The sequence below is a fragment of the Amycolatopsis sp. NPDC049688 genome (assembly GCF_040674975.1).
Lineage (GTDB): Bacteria > Actinomycetota > Actinomycetes > Mycobacteriales > Pseudonocardiaceae > Amycolatopsis.
The window spans coordinates 735,862-753,556 of the sequence record NZ_JBFANY010000001.1; the positions used below are offsets into that span (position 1 = coordinate 735,862).

The following is a 17,695-nucleotide window of genomic DNA, read 5'->3' on the forward strand; positions in this document are numbered from 1 at the left end:
CGTGGAGGTGATCACCACCGGAGGGGCCGGACGAGTGGGCGGTTCCGCCCTCTCTTCGCGGCCGGAACCGCTCCTACAGTCACTGGCGACCCGAACGAAAGGGGTGCCATGGACGGGTTGATGCAGCCACGACCGCTCACCATCGCCCACATCCTGGAGCGTGCCGAGCGGCTCTTCGCGCACAAGGAAGTCGTCACGGCGGGCGAGGGGCGGCTGACCTACGCCGAGGTGGCCGGCCACACCCGGCGCCTCGCCACCGCGCTGGACACCCTCGGCGTCCCGGCCGGCGCCCGGGTCGCGACCTTCGCGAGCAACCACCGGCGGCACCTGGAGCTCTACCTGGCCGTCCCGGCCACCAAACGGGTGCTGCACTCGATCAACATCCGGCTGCCGGCGGAGCACCTCGAGTACATCGTCGGGCACGCCGAGGACGACGTCGTGTTCGTCGACCGCGCGCTGCTGCCCCGCATCTGGCCGAGCGCCGGCCGGCTGCCGGGCGTGCGGCACTGGGTGGTGCTGCCCGACGACAGCGGCACGCCGGTCCCGGCCGACCCCCGCATCCTGCACTACGACGACCTGGTGTCCGCGGCCGCGCCCTTCACCGGCTCGTTCGAGGACACCTTCACGCTCGCGGACGAGCACCTCGCGTCCGGCCTGTGCTACACGTCCGGGACGACCGGGCGCCCCAAGGGGGTGCTCTACAGCCACCGGTCGACGGTCCTGCACGCCCTGGGCACCCTGGCCGCGGGCCTGATCGGGCTCTGCGAGAGCGACGTCGTGCTGCCGATCGTGCCGATGTTCCACGCCAACGCCTGGGGCCTGCCCTACGGCGCGATGCTGGCGGGCGCGTCCCTGGTGCTGCCCGGGCCGTCCGCCGACCCGGACCACCTGCTGCGGTTGATGGCGGCCGAGCGGGTCACGGTCGCCGGGGCCGTCCCGACGGTCTGGACCGGCCTGGCCCCGGGCCTGCGGGACCACGACCTCGGGGCCACGCGGTTCCTGCTCGGCGGCGGCTCGGCCGTCCCGCCGGCGCTGTCGGAGACCTACCGCGCCGCGATCGGCGTGCCCATCACGCACTCGTGGGGCATGACGGAGATCAGCCCGGTCGGGGCCATCGGCGGCACCCGCACCCAGCACCGGTCCGCGCCGGAGCCGGACCGGGTGGCCGTGCGGGCCGCCCAGGGCCAGCCGCTGCCGCTGGTGAACGTGCGGATCGCCGACGTCGAGACCGGCCGGGAGCTGCCCCGCGACGGCGTCGCCGTCGGCGAGCTGCAGGTGGCGGGCCCCTGGGTGGCGGGAGGCTACTACCGGGTCGACGACGGCGGCAGCTTCACCGCCGACGGCTGGCTGCGCACCGGCGACCTGGCCACCATCGACGCCGACGGCTACCTGCGGCTGGTGGACCGGATGAAGGACCTGATCAAGTCCGGCGGCGAGTGGATTTCCTCGGTCGAGCTGGAAAGCGCCATCACGGCCCACCCCGACGTCGTCGAAGCGGCGGTGATCGGCCGCCCGGACCCGCGGTGGATGGAACGCCCGGTGGCCTACGTCGTGCTGCGCGAAGGCAGCGTGACGACGGGCGGCGAGCTGCTGGCGCACCTCACGCCGAGGGTCGCGAAATGGTGGCTGCCCGACGAAGTCGTCCTGGTCCCCGGCCTGCCGAAGACGGGCACCGGCAAGATCTCGAAGGCCGCCCTGCGCGATTCGGCCGCGGCGTCAGGACGCGACCGCGCGGAGCTGGTGCAGCCGGAGGCCGAGCTGTAGTTCCAGGTCGTTCTCGTGGCGCCAGCCGGACCCGAGCACGGCACCGGCCCGGTCCAGCCGCTTGAGCAGCGTGTTGACGTGCAGGTGCAGCGCACGGGCCGTCGCGGCGACGTTGGCGCGGTGGAGGTAGTACGCGCCGAGCGTGCCGACGAGGTCGGTGCCCCGCCGCGCGTCGTACTCGAGGAGGGCGCCGATCGAGCCGGCGAGGAACCGGTCGAGCTCGCCGGCCCGCCCGGGGTCGAAGACCAAGGCGTACAAGGCGTATTCCCGCGTGGTGGCGCCCAGGTCGGTGTGCCCGAGCGCGCGCAGCACGGCGTTGCAGCGGCCGGCCAGGACGTGGGCGCGGGCCCAGTCGTGGTCGTCCGCCCGTTCCCCGACGACGAGCACGGGGCCGCCCAGCGAGCGCCGGAGTCCGGTGTGGACTTCCGCGACGGTCCGGTCGGCGTCGGCGCCCGGCAGGATCATCGTGGCCCGGCCCAGGTGTTCGCCGGCCAGCCCGGCGCGGTCACGGGCGAGGTCGTGCAGGTGCCGCGCCAGATCGGCCGGGGACACCGCGGGGGAGTCCGCGACCAGCACCAGGTCCAGCGCGTCGACGTCGATGCCGCGCGCCCGGGCGCGGGCGCGCTGGGCCGGACCGGCCCCGGGCCCGCCGACCAGGAGCTCGGTCAGGAGCTCGCCGCTGAGCCGCTCGCCCGCCTCGGCCACGGCCCGCTCCTTGAGGATGAGCAGCCCGAGGATGTGCGTGGCGCGTTCGAGGGTCCGCAGGTCCGTGTCGTCGTGCGCGGCCGCCTGCCGGCTCCACACGAGCGCGCCGAGGTAGCTGTCGCCGGCCTGGATCGCCGCCACGCTGCGGTCGGTGCCGCCGGCCCCGGACGACGTCGTGCAGCGGCCGGTCCGGCGGGCCTCCTCGACGGCTCCGGCCAGGTCCGTCCCCAATGGACCGTCGACCGGCCCGGAGGCCGAATCCCGGTGCGCCGCAACGGCCCCGCTCCGGTCGAGGAGCGTGACGGACCCGCCCAGCTGGCCGGCGAGGTGCTGGGCGACGTCGCCGGGTGTCCCGCCGCCGAGCACGACCCCGGTCAGGGCTTCGTGGATCGCCTGCGCCCGTTCGATCTTCCGGTAGGCGACCCGCAGCTCCCGCAGCGCGGTCCGGCTCTCCTCGTACAGCCGGGCGTTGTCGAGCGCGACGGCGGCGTGATCGGCGAACGCGTTGAGCAGCGCGATTTCCTCGGCCTGGAACGACCGTTCGGAGCGGTCCGCGGCGAACAGGGCGCCGACCGCCTCGCCGCGGATCACCAGCGGAACGCCGAGCAGCGCGACCAGGTCCTCGGTACCGACCAGGCGGTCGAAGTCCGGATCGTGCCGGATGCGCGTCGAGGTGGCGTAGTCGCGCACCCAGTGCGGGCTCTTGGACGCCAGCACCTTGCCGCCGAGCCCGACCGTGGCCGGGATGGTCGCGGCGAGGAACTCCGCGGAGATCGTCCCGTCCGACGCGCGGGCCGAGAGCCGGCCGTCCGCGCCGACCAGCGAGAGGTAGGTGAAGTCGGTGCCGATCAGGTCGTGGGCGTGGTGGACGATCGACTGCAGGACCTCGTCGAGCTCACCGAGCGCGGTGAGCGACTTGACGGTCGCGTACAACGACGCCAGTTCACGCTCGCGGCGTCCGGGCGAGCCACTGGTCACGGCGCGATCCTCCGGGTTCGGGGTGGGCGAAAGCCCCACCGTGCGGGGCGCAGGAGTGGGTGGTCCACACCTCCGGTCGCAGCGTAACGGCGCCCTACCATGACCGCCATCACCTGCCGGCGCTCATCGACGAAGGCGGCACCCATGGCCATCCCGCTCACCCAGCCCGAAGGGCAGTCCGAAGCCGCGGTGTCCGCCACCCGGCGCCGGGCCTTCCGCAAACTGCTGGCGGCGGGCCTCGTCGGCAGTTCGATCGAGTGGTACGACTTCTTCCTCTACGGCACCGCGGCCGCGCTGGTGTTCCCGAAGGTGTTCTTCCCGCACGCGACGGCGTTGACCGGGACGCTGCTGGCGTTCAGCACGTTCTGGGCCGGGTTCGTGGCGCGGCCGATCGGCGGGGTGCTCGCCGGGCACCTCGGGGACCGGTACGGGCGCAAGCCGGTCGTCGTCGGCTGCCTGGCCCTGATGGGGGCCGCGACCTTCCTCATCGGCTGCCTGCCCAGCGCGGCGGCGGTGGGGGCACTGGCGCCGATCCTGCTGGTCGTCCTGCGGTTCGTCCAGGGACTCGCGGCGGGCGGGCAGTGGGGCGGCATCGTGCTGCTGCTGACCGAGTCCGCCGGGCCCAAGCGGCGCGGGTTCGCCGGCACCTTCGGCCAGACCAGCGTTCCGGTGGCCGTGGTGCTGTCCAACCTGATCTTCGTGGCCGCGAGCGCCCTCATGCCGGACGCCGCCTTCCTCACCTGGGGCTGGCGCATCCCGTTCCTGCTCAGCGTCGTGATGTTCGCGGTCGTGCTCTACATCCAGGCCAAGGTGGAGGACACGCCGGAGTTCCGGGCCCTGCAGCGGGAAACGTCGAAGCCGGTGGTCCGGGCGCCGCTGGCCGAGGTCGTCCGCCGCCGGTGGGGCACCATCCTGCTCGGCTGCGGGCTGCTGTCGGCCACCAACAGCCTGTTCTACGTCAGCATTTCCGGACTGCTGAGCTACGGCACCGGTTCGCTGGGGCTCAAGCGCAACGCGCTCCTCGCGGTCGTGCTGCTCAGCTCCGCGGCGATGCTCGCGACCATCCCGTGGTCCGGGTACCTTTCGGACAAGGTGGGCCGGCGGCCGCTGATCCTCGTCGGCGGGCTGGGCGTGGCGGCCTGGGGCTTCCCGTACTTCGGGCTCGTCGGCACCGCGTCCCTGCCGCTGATCTTCGTCGCCGTGACGGTGGGTTTCGTGTTCCAGTGCCTCACCTACGGCCCGATCGCGAGTTTCCTCGGCGAGCTCTTCGCCCCGGCCGTCCGCTACTCGGGTGCGTCACTGGCCTACCAGCTGTCGGCGATCATCGTCAGCGGCGGTACGCCGTTCCTGATGACCGCGCTGATCGCGGAGACCGGCAGCACCTGGCCGGTCGCCCTCTACATCACGGCGATGGGGCTGATCACCTTCGCCAGCGCGTGGTTCCTGCCCGAGACGAACCCCGCCGAAGTCCGCGCCGACCCGCACGCCGTCCCGGGCGCGCACCTCCACTGAGAAGGAGCCGCGATGAGAACGCGCAAGTTCGTCGTTTCGGCGGCCGTGGTCTTGGCGGCGAGTTCCGCCGCGCCCGCCGCCGCGGCGGCCCCGGCGGCCATGGACTGCGCCGGGCTCGCCGGGCTGGCCATCCCGGCGCGGGTGATGAGCCTGCCGACCACCGGCGGCCGCGTCACGGCCGTGTCCGTCGTGACCGGTCCCGTGGAGTACTGCCGGGTCGACGCGGACCTCTACCCCGTCGACCCGGCCGCACCCGCCATCAAACTGCGGGTCGCCCTGCCTCGCGCGTGGAACCACAGGGCGCTGATGTTCGGCGGCGGGGGGTTCAACGGGACGATCCCCGACGTGACGGCGAACGTGCCGTTCGGTCCCGCCGACCGGCCGGCCCCGCTGGCCCGCGGGTACGCGACCTTCGCGAGCGACTCCGGCCACCAGCAGAACCCGGCGTCCCCGCCGTCCCTGGACGGGTCCTTCGGCCTGAACGACGAAGCCCTGACCAACTTCGCCGCCGGGGACGCCCTCAAGAAGACCCGGGACGCGAGCCTGTTCCTCATCCGGCACGCCTACGCGGCGACACCCGCCGAGGTGTTCTTCGCGGGCGGGTCGACCGGCGGCCGTGAAGCGCTCGTCGTCGCCCAGCGGTGGCCGGCCGCCTTCGACGGCGTGATTTCGGCCTACCCGGCGTGGAACAACCTCGCCGAGGTCCTGGACCTGGGCTACCTGACGCAGATCCTGTCGCGTCCCGGAGCCTTCCCCGGACCCGGGAAGCAGACGCTCCTCTACGACAGCGTCATCAAGGCGTGTGACGGTGCCGACGGCGTCACCGACAAGGTCGTCTCGAATCCTCGCTGCCGCTTCGATCCGCGGACGCTGCGCTGTCCGAACGGGACGGACGCCGGGCCGGGCTGCCTGTCCGATCCGCAGATCGGCGCGGTGGAGGCGATGTCGTCCCCGTTCCGGTGGCCGTACCGGATCGCCAGCGGTGAAACCGCTTACCCGGGCTTCCCGTTCCTGGCGGGAGCGGACATGCGGACGCCGTTCCTCGGCTTCGGCACCACCGCGCCCGCCGATCCGATGCCGGTGACGAGCGGCTACGGGATGCAGTACTGGGCCCAGTGGGTCAAGTACTTCCTCACCCGGGACCCGGCGCACGACGCACTGGACGTGGATCCCCGCCACCCCGGCCGGTGGCTCGGCCGGATCAGCGCCCTGTCCGCCGTCCAGGACCGCAACAACGCGGACCTGCGCCCGTTCGCCCGGGCCGGCGGGAAGCTGATCCTGCTCCACGGCGCCGCGGACGAACTGGTCTCGCCGTACTCGACGAGCGACTACTACGAGCGGGTTCGTGCGGTGGTGGGGCCGCGGGTGAGCGAGTTCCTGCGTTACTACGTCGTGCCCGGGGCCAACCACGCCAACTTCGGGACTCCGGCGTTCGCGGCCGGCTGGGACTCGCTCACGGCGCTCGAACGGTGGGTGGAGCAGGGCCGGGCACCGGCGAACCAGGTGGTCACCGACCTGGCCCACCAGCGCACCCGCCCCCTCTGCGAGTACCCGGCGTGGCCGCGGTACCGGGTGGGTGACCCGGACCGCGCCACGAGCTTCACCTGTGCCCGGTGAGGCTCACCCGATCGCCATGGTGAAGATGTGCATCGCCGCCGTGCCCATGTTCGCTCCGTCGCTGACGTCCGGCAGGGTCACGTACTGCACGGTCTTGCCGGGCTGCAAGGGGATCGGCGCGTAGTACAGGCTCACCTGCTGGTTCAGCCGCCCGTTGCTGTTGTTCAGGTACGGCAGCGTGGTCAGGATGTCGCCGCCGGTGGCCGCGTTGGCCCACCAGTCGGCGAAGCTCACCGAATGGGACTCGGTGGTGCCGTCGGTGTAGGTCACCGTCGCCGTGCCGCTCGGGCTGCCGTAGTCACCCGCGCCGATCAGGCCGAGGGTGTGGCCGGAGCCGGAGATGGCGATCGTCTGCCCGCCGGCGACCCCGCCGGCGACGACGTTGTCCCGGCCACCCGGCGGGGCGTCCGGCCAGGTGAACGTCAGCCCGTCGTGGGTGAACGTGGCCCCCGGCGTGAGGCTGGGCGTCGCCGCGGCCAGCGCCTGCGCGGAGAAGCTGGCGTTGCCGCCGTCGAAGTTGCCCGCGCCGGGGGTGGCGTCGTCGCTGATGCCCACGTTGTTGTAGGCCGCGGACAGCGACGGGTACGGCGGGTGCGGCAGCAGCACGGTGGTCGCGTCCACGGACGTGCCCCGCCCGTTGGCGGAGGTGAACGTGGCCTGCGCCGACAGGGCGAACTTGCCGGGCTGCGCCGAGGCCGGCACACCGACCTCCCAGGTGGTGCTGACCGTCTGCCCGGCGGCAACGACGGCGAAGGTGGCCGGCGAAGTGGCCTTCACGGTCCAGCCCGCGGGCACGTCGAGCGTCATGGTCACGTCCCGCAGCGGCCGCGCGCCTGCCGGGTTCGGCAGCGTGGTGGTGACCGGGTAGGTCGTGCCCGCCTTGACCTGGGCGGGTGCGGTGAGCGTGAACGGCTGCTTGACGACCACCGGGGTGGTGCCGGTGACGCCGTCGACCGTGACGCTGATGGTCGCCACGCCGGGCGCCACCATGGTCACCTGGCCGGTCCGGCTGACCTGGGCCACGCGCGGATCGCTGCTGCGGTAGCCGATCCGGGCGTGCGCGAGGTCGGTGAACGACTGGTCGTCGCGCACCGCCTCGACGACGTGGTCGGCCGGCACGTGCCGGTCCGCCTGGGCGGTGTCGTCGGCGATCCACGGGTTCCGGCCGGTCAGGTCCAGCCGCGCGCCCGGCGCGAAGACGACCTGGCCGGGCTGCACGGTCACCGACCGCGTCTTCGGCGTGATGGCCCCGCTGACGGCCACCGTGGCGGTGCCGGAAAGGTGGTCGGCGTCGGCGCCCACGCCGAACCGGTAGGCACCGTCGTAGACGACCTGGCGGTGCTTTCCTTCGTCCCACAGCGCCAGGTCCTTGATCCGGACCGGGATGGCCAGGTGCTGGGTCCGGCCGGGGGCGAGCACGTCGGTCTTCCGGAACCCGGCCAGGCGCCGGCGCGGCAGTTCCACGCCGGGCACGCCGAACGCCGTGGCGGCGTACAGCTGGGCGACCGTGGCACCGGGTGTGCTGCCGGTGTTGGTCACGTCGACGTGCACGGTGACCTGCCCGTCCGCGGTGACGTGCCGGGTGTCGGCGTGCACATGCGAGTAGGCGAAGTTCGTGTAGGAAAGCCCGTAGCCGAAGGGGTACGCCGGCGTGCCGGTGAAGTACTGGTAGGTGCGGCCGAGCCCGCCGGTCTGGGACGGGGTCAGGCCGTAGTTCTTCATGTCGGGCAGCTGCGTGTCGTCGGCGTACCAGGTGAAGTTCAGGTGCCCGCTGGGGTTCTGCCTGCCGAACAGGACGTCGGCGAGCGCGGTGCCCTGGCTTTCCCCGTTGTAGCCGCTGAACACCACGGCCGGGACGCCGGTCCCGGCGTGGCCGAGGGAAACGGCGCCGCCCGCCTGCACGGCGAGCGCGGTGCGGGGGTTGCCGGCCGCCTTGACCTGGTCGATCAGGGAGTCGTAGTTGCCGGGCATGGCGATGCTGGTCCGGTCCTTGCCCTCGGTGGCGGTGGCGCCGTCGGTGCCGGCGAACACCACGACGAGGTCGGCGGCCTTGATCGCTTCGAGGGTCGGCGCGGCGCAGCTCGCCGCGGTGGTGGCGCCGGTGGACGTGCCGCACGCGTCGAAGGTGACGGTGGCGGCCGGGTTCGCGGCCTTGAGGGCGGCCGTGATGCCCTGCACGGCGTTCACCTGGACGGCGGGTTCGCCGGAGTAGCCGCCGAGGGTGACCTTGCCGGCGAGGTCACCGACGACGACCACGGTGCCGAGTTTCGCCGGATCGGCGGGCAGCAGGGGCTTCCCGGTGCCGGGCACGGCGTCGTTCTTGAGCAGCACGAGCGAGTTCGCGGCGACCTTCGCGGCCAGCGCGTGGTGCGCGGCGCTCTGGATCTGGTCCTTGGTGATCTTCGTGTAGGCCACCCGGTCCGGCGGGTCGAACTCGCCGGTCTGCATCCGCGTGGTGAAGACGTGCACCAGCGCGTTGTCCAGCACGCCTTCGGAGAGCACACCGGCCTTGATGGCCTCCTCGACGTTGGCCACGGTGGCTTCGGAGCCGGTGCAGTTGAGCTGGGTGCCGGCGCGCAGGGCGTAGGCCTGCCCACCGGCGGCCCCGGAGACCCGCTGCCCGGTGGCGGCGTTCGCCCACTGCGTCGCGGCCCCGGCGGTGGTCGTGGTCCAGCCGGGCGGCGCCCAGTTGTGGCTGCCCGGCGCGTAGACGTCACCGACCGCACCGCAGTCGGAGGTGGTGTAGCCGTCGAAGCCGTAGGTGCGCTGGGCGAGGGCGTTGGCGGTGTAGGTGTTCGCCGGTGCGGGGGTGCCGTTGATGGCGTTGTAGGAGGTCATCAGGCCGGACACGTGCGCGTCCTGGATGAGGGACCGGAACTGGGCGGTGTAGTAGTCGCGGATGTTGGCGTCGGTGGTGTCGGAGGAGTCGGCGTGCCGGTCGTTCTCGACGTTGTTGAGCGCGTAGTGCTTGGCGGTGGCGGCGACCTTGAGGTACGGCGTCATGGGCCGGCCGGACGGGGTTTGGCCCTGGTAGCCGTTGACGAAGGCACCGGCCATCTTCGCGACGAGGAAGGGATCCTCCCCGAATCCCTCGTCGGTCCGCCCCCACCGCGGATCCCGGTCCAGGTTGACGGTCGGCGCCCAGTAGGTGAGCGAGCCGTACCCGTTCTTGTCGGGCCCGATGTTGTTCTGCGCGACACCCCACAGCGACTTGTCCAGCATGCCGCGGGCTTCGTCGGAGATCGCCGTGGTCTCCTGGTAGAGCAGGTCGGGATCCCACGACATGGTGCTCGCGAGGTTGGTGGGGAAGCTGGTGGCGTGCACCCCGCCGGTGTCGGTGCCGTGATCGGTGTTGGCGCCGAGCGTGTTGAGCCCGTGCTGGCCTTCGCTCCAGTAGGTGTACTGCTGCACCCCGAGCCGCGGAATGGCGGGTGCGCTGTTGGTGTGCAGCTGCAGGACTTTCTCGGGGAGCGTCATCCGGGAGACGAGATCGGCGGCCCGTTCGGCGAAGCTGTAGCGGGTGTCCCGGTAGACGGGAAGGTTGGCGGGCACGTCCGCCGCGGCGGCGGGAACGACGAAGGTGGCGGCGGCGATCGCCGCGGTGAGCGCGGTGGCGGTCAGCCGCCGGCCGGGGGAGAGCAAGGACATCGGATCTCCGTCACAGAAGGTCGATGGCGCATCAGCTGCGGCTTGGTCCGCCCGTCATCGTTAGCAGCCGTTCCGCGGGGGTGGCAAGGAGCCGGTGACGAGCCCGAGGTCGCGTCGGCGGAAATATCGGAGAGATTTTGTAAATTTCACGCGCACGAGGGGCGGACTCCGTAGTGCGGGGTCGAACCGGGACCACGGCAGGGTGAAACAAGTGTCGCGTTCTTGCGACCTCAATCCTTGAGGCCTCGCCGGGCCGCCGACGAAGCCCTACGGTGGAGGTTCGGTTGCATCGACCTGCGGAGGAACGATGAACCCGATGAACAGGAACGCCGACAAGGCGGTACCGGTTCCCATGGACGGCACCCGATCGGAGCTGTCCGGCACAGCCAGTGATGTCGTCCAGGCGCGTGATGTCAGCGGAGGCGTGCACTTTCACCGTTCCGGCCCAGAGCGGCGTGACGTGCCTCGTCAATTGCTGGGCGACGTCCGCGGATTCGTCAACCGGGCCGCGGAACTGGGCCGGCTGGACACCGCCCTGTTCCCGCTCGGCCCGGAAGCCGCGCACCTCACGGTGATCGTCGGAACGGCCGGGGTGGGTAAGACGGCGTTGGCACTCCGCTGGGCGCATCGCACGCAGGACCAATTCCCCGACGGTCAGTTGTACGTGAACCTCCGCGGTTATGATCCGGGTACTCCGATTACCGCCGAACAGGCGCTTGACCGATTCATCCGCGCCTTGGACGTACCCCCGTCCCGCATTCCCGCCGACCTGGAGGCCAAGGCGTCTCTCTACCGGTCGTTGTTGGCCAACCGTCGCGTCCTGGTCGTCTTGGACAACGCCGAAAGCGTCAGTCAGGTACGGCCCCTCATCCCGGGCGCAGACGGCTGCCGGGTCGTCGTCACCAGCCGAAGCCGGCTCGCCGGGCTCATGGCCCGCGACGGTGCTCAGCGCGTTACCCTGGAAGTTCTGCCCGAATCCGAGTCGGTCGAGCTGATCACCGCCATCACCGCGGACTACCGCGGCGAGGACGATCCGGCCGACGTCGCCGAGCTCGCCCGGCTGTGCGCCTGCCTGCCGCTGGCGCTGCGGATCGCCGCCGAACGGGCCGCGACCCGGCCGTGGATGCCGCTGGCGCAGCTCATCCAGGACCTGCGCGACGAATCCGGGCTCTGGGACGCCCTCACCGCCGAGGACGGCGAAGAAGCGGATGGCGTGCGCGCGGTGTTCGCCTGGTCGTACCGGGCGCTTCCGGTCGACGCGGCCCGGATGTTCCGGCTGCTCGGCCTGCACCCCGGGCCCGAGTTCAGCGTCCAGGCGGCGGCCGAGCTGGCGGGCGTCACGGTGCTGGACGCCCGCCGGCTGCTGGATTCCATCTGCGGTGTCCACTTGATCGAGCAGACCGGGCCGGATCGCTACGAATTCCACGATCTTCTGCGCGCGTATGCGACGAACGCAGCCCACCACCAAGACTCCTTGGAGGAGCAGTATGCCGCCCTGAGCCGGGTGCTGGCGTGGTACCTGCACGTCGCCCACGCCGCCGGTACAGCCATGCGCACACCGGTCCGGCTCCTCCCGCCGACGGCGCTTCCGGCTCCTTCGGCGGTGCCCACCTTCCCGGCCTACCTCGACGGCGCGCGGTGGTACGAAGTCGAATGGTCCAACCTCCTGGCCGCCGTCCAAGCCGCGGAGAAATCCGGGCTGCACCGCGTTTCCTGGCAACTGGCGCTGATGCTGCGACCGTACTTCACGCGGGAAGCGACGATCGCCGACCGGCTACAGGTCATCGAGACCGCGACGAGTGCCGCACGCCGGGACGGCGACAGGCTGGCTGAGGCGGAAGCGCTGTTCGCCCTCGGAACCGCTTACTCCGCCCAGCATCGGCTGGACGACGCCGTGCGCGTGCACCGGGACGTGCTGGCGCTCCGCCGCGAAATCGGCGACAGCGAAGGGGAATTGCTGTCGGTCAACATGCTCGGGGTGCTCTTCCTCATGCAACGCAGGTTCCCCGAAGCCGTCGAGCAACTGGAGTCGGCCTTGGCGCTCTCGCGCGACCGTGATGATCCCGAGCGCGAGGCGACCGCGCTGTTCAACCTCGCGGACGCGTACTGCGGTTCGGGCCGGTACCCGGAGGCGATCGAGACCGCGAGCCGGAGCCTCGCGCTGAGCCGGGAACTCGGCGACCAGCGGCGGGAACTGGTCGCGCTCGTCGTGCTGGCCCGGGCACAGGCCGATTCGGCGGAAAGCCGCAGAGGAGAAGCGCTCGAATCGGCCGAGAAAGCGCTTGAACTCGCGCGCACTCGCAACGAGGACCGCAACGAAGGCTGGGTGCTCCTCGAGTATGCCCGGATCCAACGGCTCAACGGCCTGTTCAACGACGCGCTCATCTCCTGCCAGCGGGCGACGACGCTGCACCGGGCGCTCGAGAGCCCGGTCAGGGAAGCTGTCGCATTGGACGGCACGGGGGAGGCGTACCAGGGCCTCGGCCGTGCGGCGGACGCCGTGCCTTTCCACCGCCGTGCGGTGGCGATTCTCCGGGATCTCGGCGACCGGTGGCAGCTCGCGGTCGCTCTGGACAACCTCGGTGCGGCCCTTGCGGAGGAGGATGCCGTCGAAGCGCGGGCGTGCCGGCAAGAGGCGTACGACCTGTTCGAAGGTTATGCCGATCCGCTGACGCAGGCTTACTCGGCACGGTTGGCCGGGCTGCTCGACTGAGCGTCAACCGCCGTAACACTGAGGGCCGGACGGATTGGGCGGGCAGTCGCTGCCGCCGTTCCGCTTGGCGAAGCGGGCGGAGATCGCCGCCATCCGCGGTCCGGCAAGAATCTTGTCGACCGCCTCCCGGCGGACGTTTCCGACGTGAATCGACCGCGCCATCACGCAGGGCGATACGTTGCCGAACGGGTCGATGGCCGCGCTTTCCTGGGCGCATCGACCGCACAGTTCGGCGGCCGTCGGGCGGTTGCCGCGGGAGCCACGGCCGATCTCGCGGAACCGGCCCACCGTGACTTTCTCGACCCCCAGCGCGGTCAGGTCCGCGCACGCCTGGTCCGCCACCGCACCGGATCCGACCACCGCCACCCGGATCCGTACCCCCGTCCGCACGGCCTCCGCGATGTTCGCCCGCGTCCGGGCGTGACTGCCCGCCAGGCCGGTGAAGGCGTCGTGCGCCGCGGAATCCGCCGTGTAGTAGGACGTTGCCACGGACACCCCCGGCAGCAGGTAGCGCGCCCACCAGGATCGGCTGACCTGCACCAGGTTGGTGAACACCTCGACCTGCATGCTCGACGCCAGTGCCTGTTCGACCAGGCTCGCGCACTCCGGGTGCAGAGTCGGTTCGCCGCCGATGAACTGCACCGCCGTCACGCCGGATCCGGCTGCCGTGTCCAGCACTTCCCGCCAGTCCGCGCCGGTCATGGAACCGTGCCCGCCGCGTGGTGACGACTCGGCGTAGCAGTGGGCACAGGACAGCTGGCAACGCCCGGTCAGTTCCAGTGCGAGCGATCGGATGCGCGTGCCGGCTGGCATCGGTCTCTCCCCTTCCCCGGCCACAGAGCGAGAGCGCGTGCACGAAGGGTCGCAGGTAGTTCGCGGAGGGTCAATGGCCGCGGAACGGTTGTCCAGTTCCTCACGGCCGCCGGTAGATCGTGATCGCGTGGCCCACCTCGTCGATCGGGGTGCTCGTCGCGATCAGCTCGGCCAGCCGCCCGTCCGCCTTGGCGACCGCCGAATCCGACACCACCAGCAGCCCGTGCACCTCCGTCGCCGGGACCGCCAACGGGTCCGCCGCGACGATCCCGTAGTACGAAGGCACCCCGGCGCCCTTGTACACCAGCCACACCCGCGAGCCCGCGTACCGGGATCCCAGCCGCCGCAAGTCCTGACCCCAGTCGACGTTCGAATCGTGCAGGTGCCGGTGCGTCGCCTCCGGGCCGCCGAAAGCCTCGTTCGAGTAAGGCAAGTAGTACGGAAACGTCCGCAGGGAACTCGCCGCGGTGAACACGACCAGCGCCGCCGCCGCGATGCGCACCCACCGGTGCCGCAGGGCGACCACGCCGGCCGCCGCGATGGCCAGGAACATCGGCATGAACACCGCGTACCGGACGCCGAGGTCGCGGCTGCCCGTCATGGCCGCCGCCAGCAGCACGGCCGCAGGCAGCAGCACGTACCACGCCGCCGGGCGCAGGCGGGGGACCGTCACCAGCGTCACGGCTCCGGCCGCCCACAACGCCAATGCTCCCAACGGTGTCTTCACCAGCAGCGCCGCCGGGAGGTAGTACCACAGGGCTCCGGTGTGCTGCGTGCCGAACAGGAACGTCGTCCACACCTGGTCTTCGAAGCCGAACTGGATGCGCATCCCGGCCAGGTACGGCTCCGGCAGCGGCAGCCACGCCGCGAGCGCGCGCACGCCGTGGAACGGCGGCAGGCCCGGGGGTGCCGTCCAGCGCAGCTGCGGATCGACGACCAGGTAGGACGCCCACACGACCGCGATCGCCAGCAAGGCCACGGAAATCGCCGCCCCGATCGCGCGAAGCCATTTCGGACCACCGACCGGCGCCCGCCGGACCGACACGACCACCAGGAGCAGCAGCACGGGCACCGCGGCGAGCCCGCTCATCTTCGTGGCCACGGCCGCACCCAGCGCGAGTCCCGTCAACGGGACGTACAGCGCGGGACGCCGCCGGGCCCGCCACACCAGCCACGCCGACGTCACCAGGAACCCGGCCACCGGCACGTCCAGGGTGGCCAGCGACCCGTGCGCGATGACGTCCGGGGAAAACGCGTACAGCGCCAGCGCGACCAGGCCGCCGGCCTGGCCGGTCAGGTCGCGGGCGAACAGGAAGACGACCAGCCCGAACAGCAGCGTCAGCACGATCACCGGCAACCGGGCCGCCAGCAGCAGGCGGCCCGGGTCCTGGCCGGACTCGTACAGCACGTGCCGGCCCAGCTGCGTCTGGTCGCCGGTGAAGCCGGGGTCGAGGTGCACGCCGGTGAAGGCCAGCCCGGCCGCGACGGCCAGCTTGCCCAGCGGCGGGTGCTCGGGGTTGTACCGCAGGCTGTGCTGCTCCAGGTACACGACTGCGGTGCCCGCGTAGACCGGTTCGTCGATGGTCGGGGACTGCTCCACGGCGGTGGTGATCATCGCGATCGCCATCTCCGCCAGCAGCGCCACGACGACGAGCGCGTACCACCAGCGCCGGCGGCCCTTCGGCGGCAGAGCCTCCGGAGGCGCCTCGGCGCTGCCGGGCGGCCGGTCGACCAAGAGGGACAACCCGCAGCACGTCCTTCCGTCCTCGGGGGCATCGCCTCCATTAGACGCTCGGCCGGTGCGGTGGTTCTGCCGGCCGTCGATCTCCGTTCCCATGACACGGGCGGCGCAAGCAAGTATCGTCCCACCCTACGAGACAGTGGATCGATCACGCGCGAACTCCTTAAAGTCCTCGATCGTCACTCGATCGGCTGAACCTTGAAGGTGTTGTGTCCGTCCCCGCTCTGCCGCCCTCGGCGGCGCGTTCCCTGCCCGCCGCGGTGTGGCGTGCCGTCCGCTCCGGGCGGTGGACGTCCGTCTGCGCGGTCCTGATCGTCGTCATCGTGCTGCTCGCGGCCGCGGCCGACCTCTTCGTCCTGGCCGAGGGGCAGAGCCTGACCCCGGACATCGGCACGCTCGGCCCGACCGGCCTGCCGGCCGGGAGGCTGGGCGGGCTGAGCGGCACGCACTGGTTCGGCGTCGAGCCGCTGACCGGCGTCGACCTCTTCGCGCTGGTCGCGCACGGGGCGCGGACGTCGCTGCTGGTCGGGCTGGGTGCCACCGCGCTGGGCACCGTGCTCGGCGTCGTGGCCGGGGTCAGCGCCGGCTACCTCGGCGGCTGGTGGGACCGGGTGGTGACGTGGACCGCCGACGTCATCCTCGGCTTCCCGTACCTGATCTTCATGATCGCGCTCGGCGCGGTCCTGCCGGTGGACTTCCCGCGCCAGGTGACGCTGATCGCCGTCCTCGGGCTCTTCGGCTGGCCGCGGGTGGCCCGGATCGTCCGCGCCCAGACGCTGAGCCTGGCCCAGCGCGACTTCGTCGCCGCCGCCCGGGTGGTGGGCGCCGGGCCGTGGCACGTGTTCACGAAGGAGCTGCTGCCCAACCTGTGGGCGCCGGTCATCGTCGTCGCCAGCCTGACCGTGCCGTCGATGATCGGCAGCGAGGCCGCCCTGTCGTTCCTCGGCGTCGGCGTCCTGCCGCCGACCCCCAGCTGGGGCCGGACCATCAGCGCCGCCATCGACTTCTTCGAGACCGACCCGATGTACCTGGTCTTCCCCGGGCTGCTGCTGTTCCTGATCACGCTGGCGTTCAACGTCGTCGGCGACGCCCTGCGCGACGCGCTCGACCCGCGCTCCGGAGGTGCGGCCTGATGCGCACCGCCCGGTTCGCGGCGACCCGGTTCGCCGGGATGCTCCTGGTCCTGTTCGTCGTCGCGTTCGTGACGTTCGTCGTGTTCTACATCCTGCCCGCCGACCCGGCGCGGATGGCGTGCGGCCGCCCCTGCTCGCCCGAGGGGCTGCAGCTCGCGCGGGAGTTCATGGGCTACGACGTCCCCTGGTACCGGCAGTTCCTCGACTTCCTCGGCGGCATCTTCGGCGGCCGCACGTTCGGGGTCGGCGCCGCGGCGATCCACTGCACCGCGCCCTGCTTCGGCTGGGACTTCCAGAACAACGTCGACGTGCTGAGCGAGATCGGCGGCCGGATCGAGGTCAGCTTCTCGGTGGCGCTGGGTGCGGCCGCGATCTGGATCGTCGCCGGCGTCGGCCTGGGCGTGCTTTCGGCGCTGCGCCGCGGCAGCGCGGCCGACCGGATCACGATGGCCGCCGCGATGGCCGGCGTCTCGATGCCCGCCTACCTGGCCGGGATGATCGGCATCACGATCTTCGCCTTCGCGCTCGACGTCGTCCCGAAGAACGGGTACGTGCCGCTGACCGAGAACCCCGTGCAGTGGGCCTGGCACCTCGTGCTGCCGTGGTTCGTGCTGGCCTTCCTGCACGCCGCCATCTACGCGCGGCTGACCCGCGGCCAGATGCTGGAGACCCTCGGCGAGGACTACATCCGCACCGCGCGGGCGAAGGGGCTCACCGAGCGGAAGGTGGTGGGACGGCACGCGCTGCGCAACGTCCTGCTGCCGGTGGTCACGGTGTTCGGCGTCGACCTCGGTTCGCTGCTGGCCGGGACGGTGATCACCGAGCGGATCTTCGGCATGGCCGGGGTCGGGCGGCTGCTCGTCGACGCCATCGCCTCGCTCAACCTGCCGGTGCTGCTCGGCGTGACGCTGTTCTCGGCCCTGCTGGTCACGGTCCTGAACTTCCTGGTCGATCTCTGCTACGGCGCGCTCGATCCGCGGGCCCGCCTCGTCTGAAGGGGACACGATGAAACTCAGGCCGCTTTTCGGGGGTTCCGGGTGGCGGAGCCCCCGGCCCGGGGCGAAGCCCCGG

At 71.8% G+C, this 17,695-nt stretch carries 10 protein-coding genes; 6 read left to right on the plus strand and 4 right to left on the minus strand.

Features of this window, described 5'->3' with window-relative positions; translation table 11 throughout:
* Positions 1–120: 120 nt before the first annotated feature.
* Positions 121–1,764, plus strand: a complete 1,644-nt coding sequence (locus tag AB0J55_RS03090; protein WP_364241965.1) for a long-chain fatty acid--CoA ligase — start codon at positions 121–123, stop codon at positions 1,762–1,764.
* Here AB0J55_RS03090 and AB0J55_RS03095 read toward each other — a convergent pair.
* Entirely contained in the window at positions 1,717–3,447 is a 1,731-nt protein-coding gene (locus AB0J55_RS03095) for a GAF domain-containing protein (RefSeq protein WP_364241968.1), read from the minus strand. The two genes, AB0J55_RS03090 and AB0J55_RS03095, sit on opposite strands and share 48 nt — an antisense overlap.
* Positions 3,448–3,591: 144 nt before the next feature.
* Here AB0J55_RS03095 and AB0J55_RS03100 point away from each other — a divergent pair, with 144 nt between their 5' ends.
* Both AB0J55_RS03100 and AB0J55_RS03105 read left to right on the plus strand, forming a co-directional pair.
* Positions 3,592–4,959 (plus strand): MFS transporter, encoded by a 1,368-nt coding sequence (locus tag AB0J55_RS03100; protein ID WP_364241971.1) that lies wholly within the window; start codon positions 3,592–3,594, stop codon positions 4,957–4,959.
* A gap of 12 nt (positions 4,960–4,971) precedes the next feature.
* Positions 4,972–6,576, plus strand: a complete 1,605-nt coding sequence (locus tag AB0J55_RS03105; RefSeq protein ID WP_364241974.1) for a tannase/feruloyl esterase family alpha/beta hydrolase — start codon at positions 4,972–4,974, stop codon at positions 6,574–6,576.
* A gap of 3 nt (positions 6,577–6,579) precedes the next feature.
* Here the strand turns inward: AB0J55_RS03105 and AB0J55_RS03110 are convergent, their stop codons facing one another.
* On the minus strand, positions 6,580–10,224 hold the full coding sequence (locus AB0J55_RS03110; RefSeq protein ID WP_364241976.1) for a glycoside hydrolase family 3 C-terminal domain-containing protein: 3,645 nt from the start codon (positions 10,222–10,224) through the stop codon (positions 6,580–6,582).
* A gap of 307 nt (positions 10,225–10,531) precedes the next feature.
* Here AB0J55_RS03110 and AB0J55_RS03115 point away from each other — a divergent pair, with 307 nt between their 5' ends.
* Positions 10,532–12,937 carry a tetratricopeptide repeat protein gene (locus tag AB0J55_RS03115; protein ID WP_364241979.1) on the plus strand — a complete coding sequence of 802 codons (2,406 nt, stop codon included), beginning with the start codon at positions 10,532–10,534 and terminating at the stop codon, positions 12,935–12,937.
* Positions 12,938–12,940: 3 nt separating this feature from the next.
* Here AB0J55_RS03115 and AB0J55_RS03120 read toward each other — a convergent pair whose 3' ends face one another.
* Together AB0J55_RS03120 and AB0J55_RS03125 are read right to left on the minus strand one after the other, a co-directional pair.
* On the minus strand, positions 12,941–13,774 hold the full coding sequence (locus tag AB0J55_RS03120) for a radical SAM/SPASM domain-containing protein (protein ID WP_364241982.1): 834 nt from the start codon (positions 13,772–13,774) through the stop codon (positions 12,941–12,943).
* 76 nt (positions 13,775–13,850) lie between these two features.
* Positions 13,851–15,494, minus strand: a complete 1,644-nt coding sequence (locus AB0J55_RS03125) for a phospholipid carrier-dependent glycosyltransferase (protein ID WP_364241984.1) — start codon at positions 15,492–15,494, stop codon at positions 13,851–13,853.
* Between the two features lie 206 nt (positions 15,495–15,700).
* Between AB0J55_RS03125 and AB0J55_RS03130 the strand changes: the two genes are divergently transcribed.
* On the plus strand, positions 15,701–16,624 hold the full coding sequence (locus AB0J55_RS03130) for an ABC transporter permease (RefSeq protein WP_364241987.1): 924 nt from the start codon (positions 15,701–15,703) through the stop codon (positions 16,622–16,624).
* Positions 16,624–17,619 carry an ABC transporter permease gene (locus AB0J55_RS03135; RefSeq protein ID WP_364241990.1) on the plus strand — a complete coding sequence of 332 codons (996 nt, stop codon included), beginning with the start codon at positions 16,624–16,626 and terminating at the stop codon, positions 17,617–17,619. The genes AB0J55_RS03130 and AB0J55_RS03135 overlap by 1 nt, the downstream gene beginning before the upstream one ends.
* The last annotated feature ends 76 nt before the right edge of the window (positions 17,620–17,695 follow it).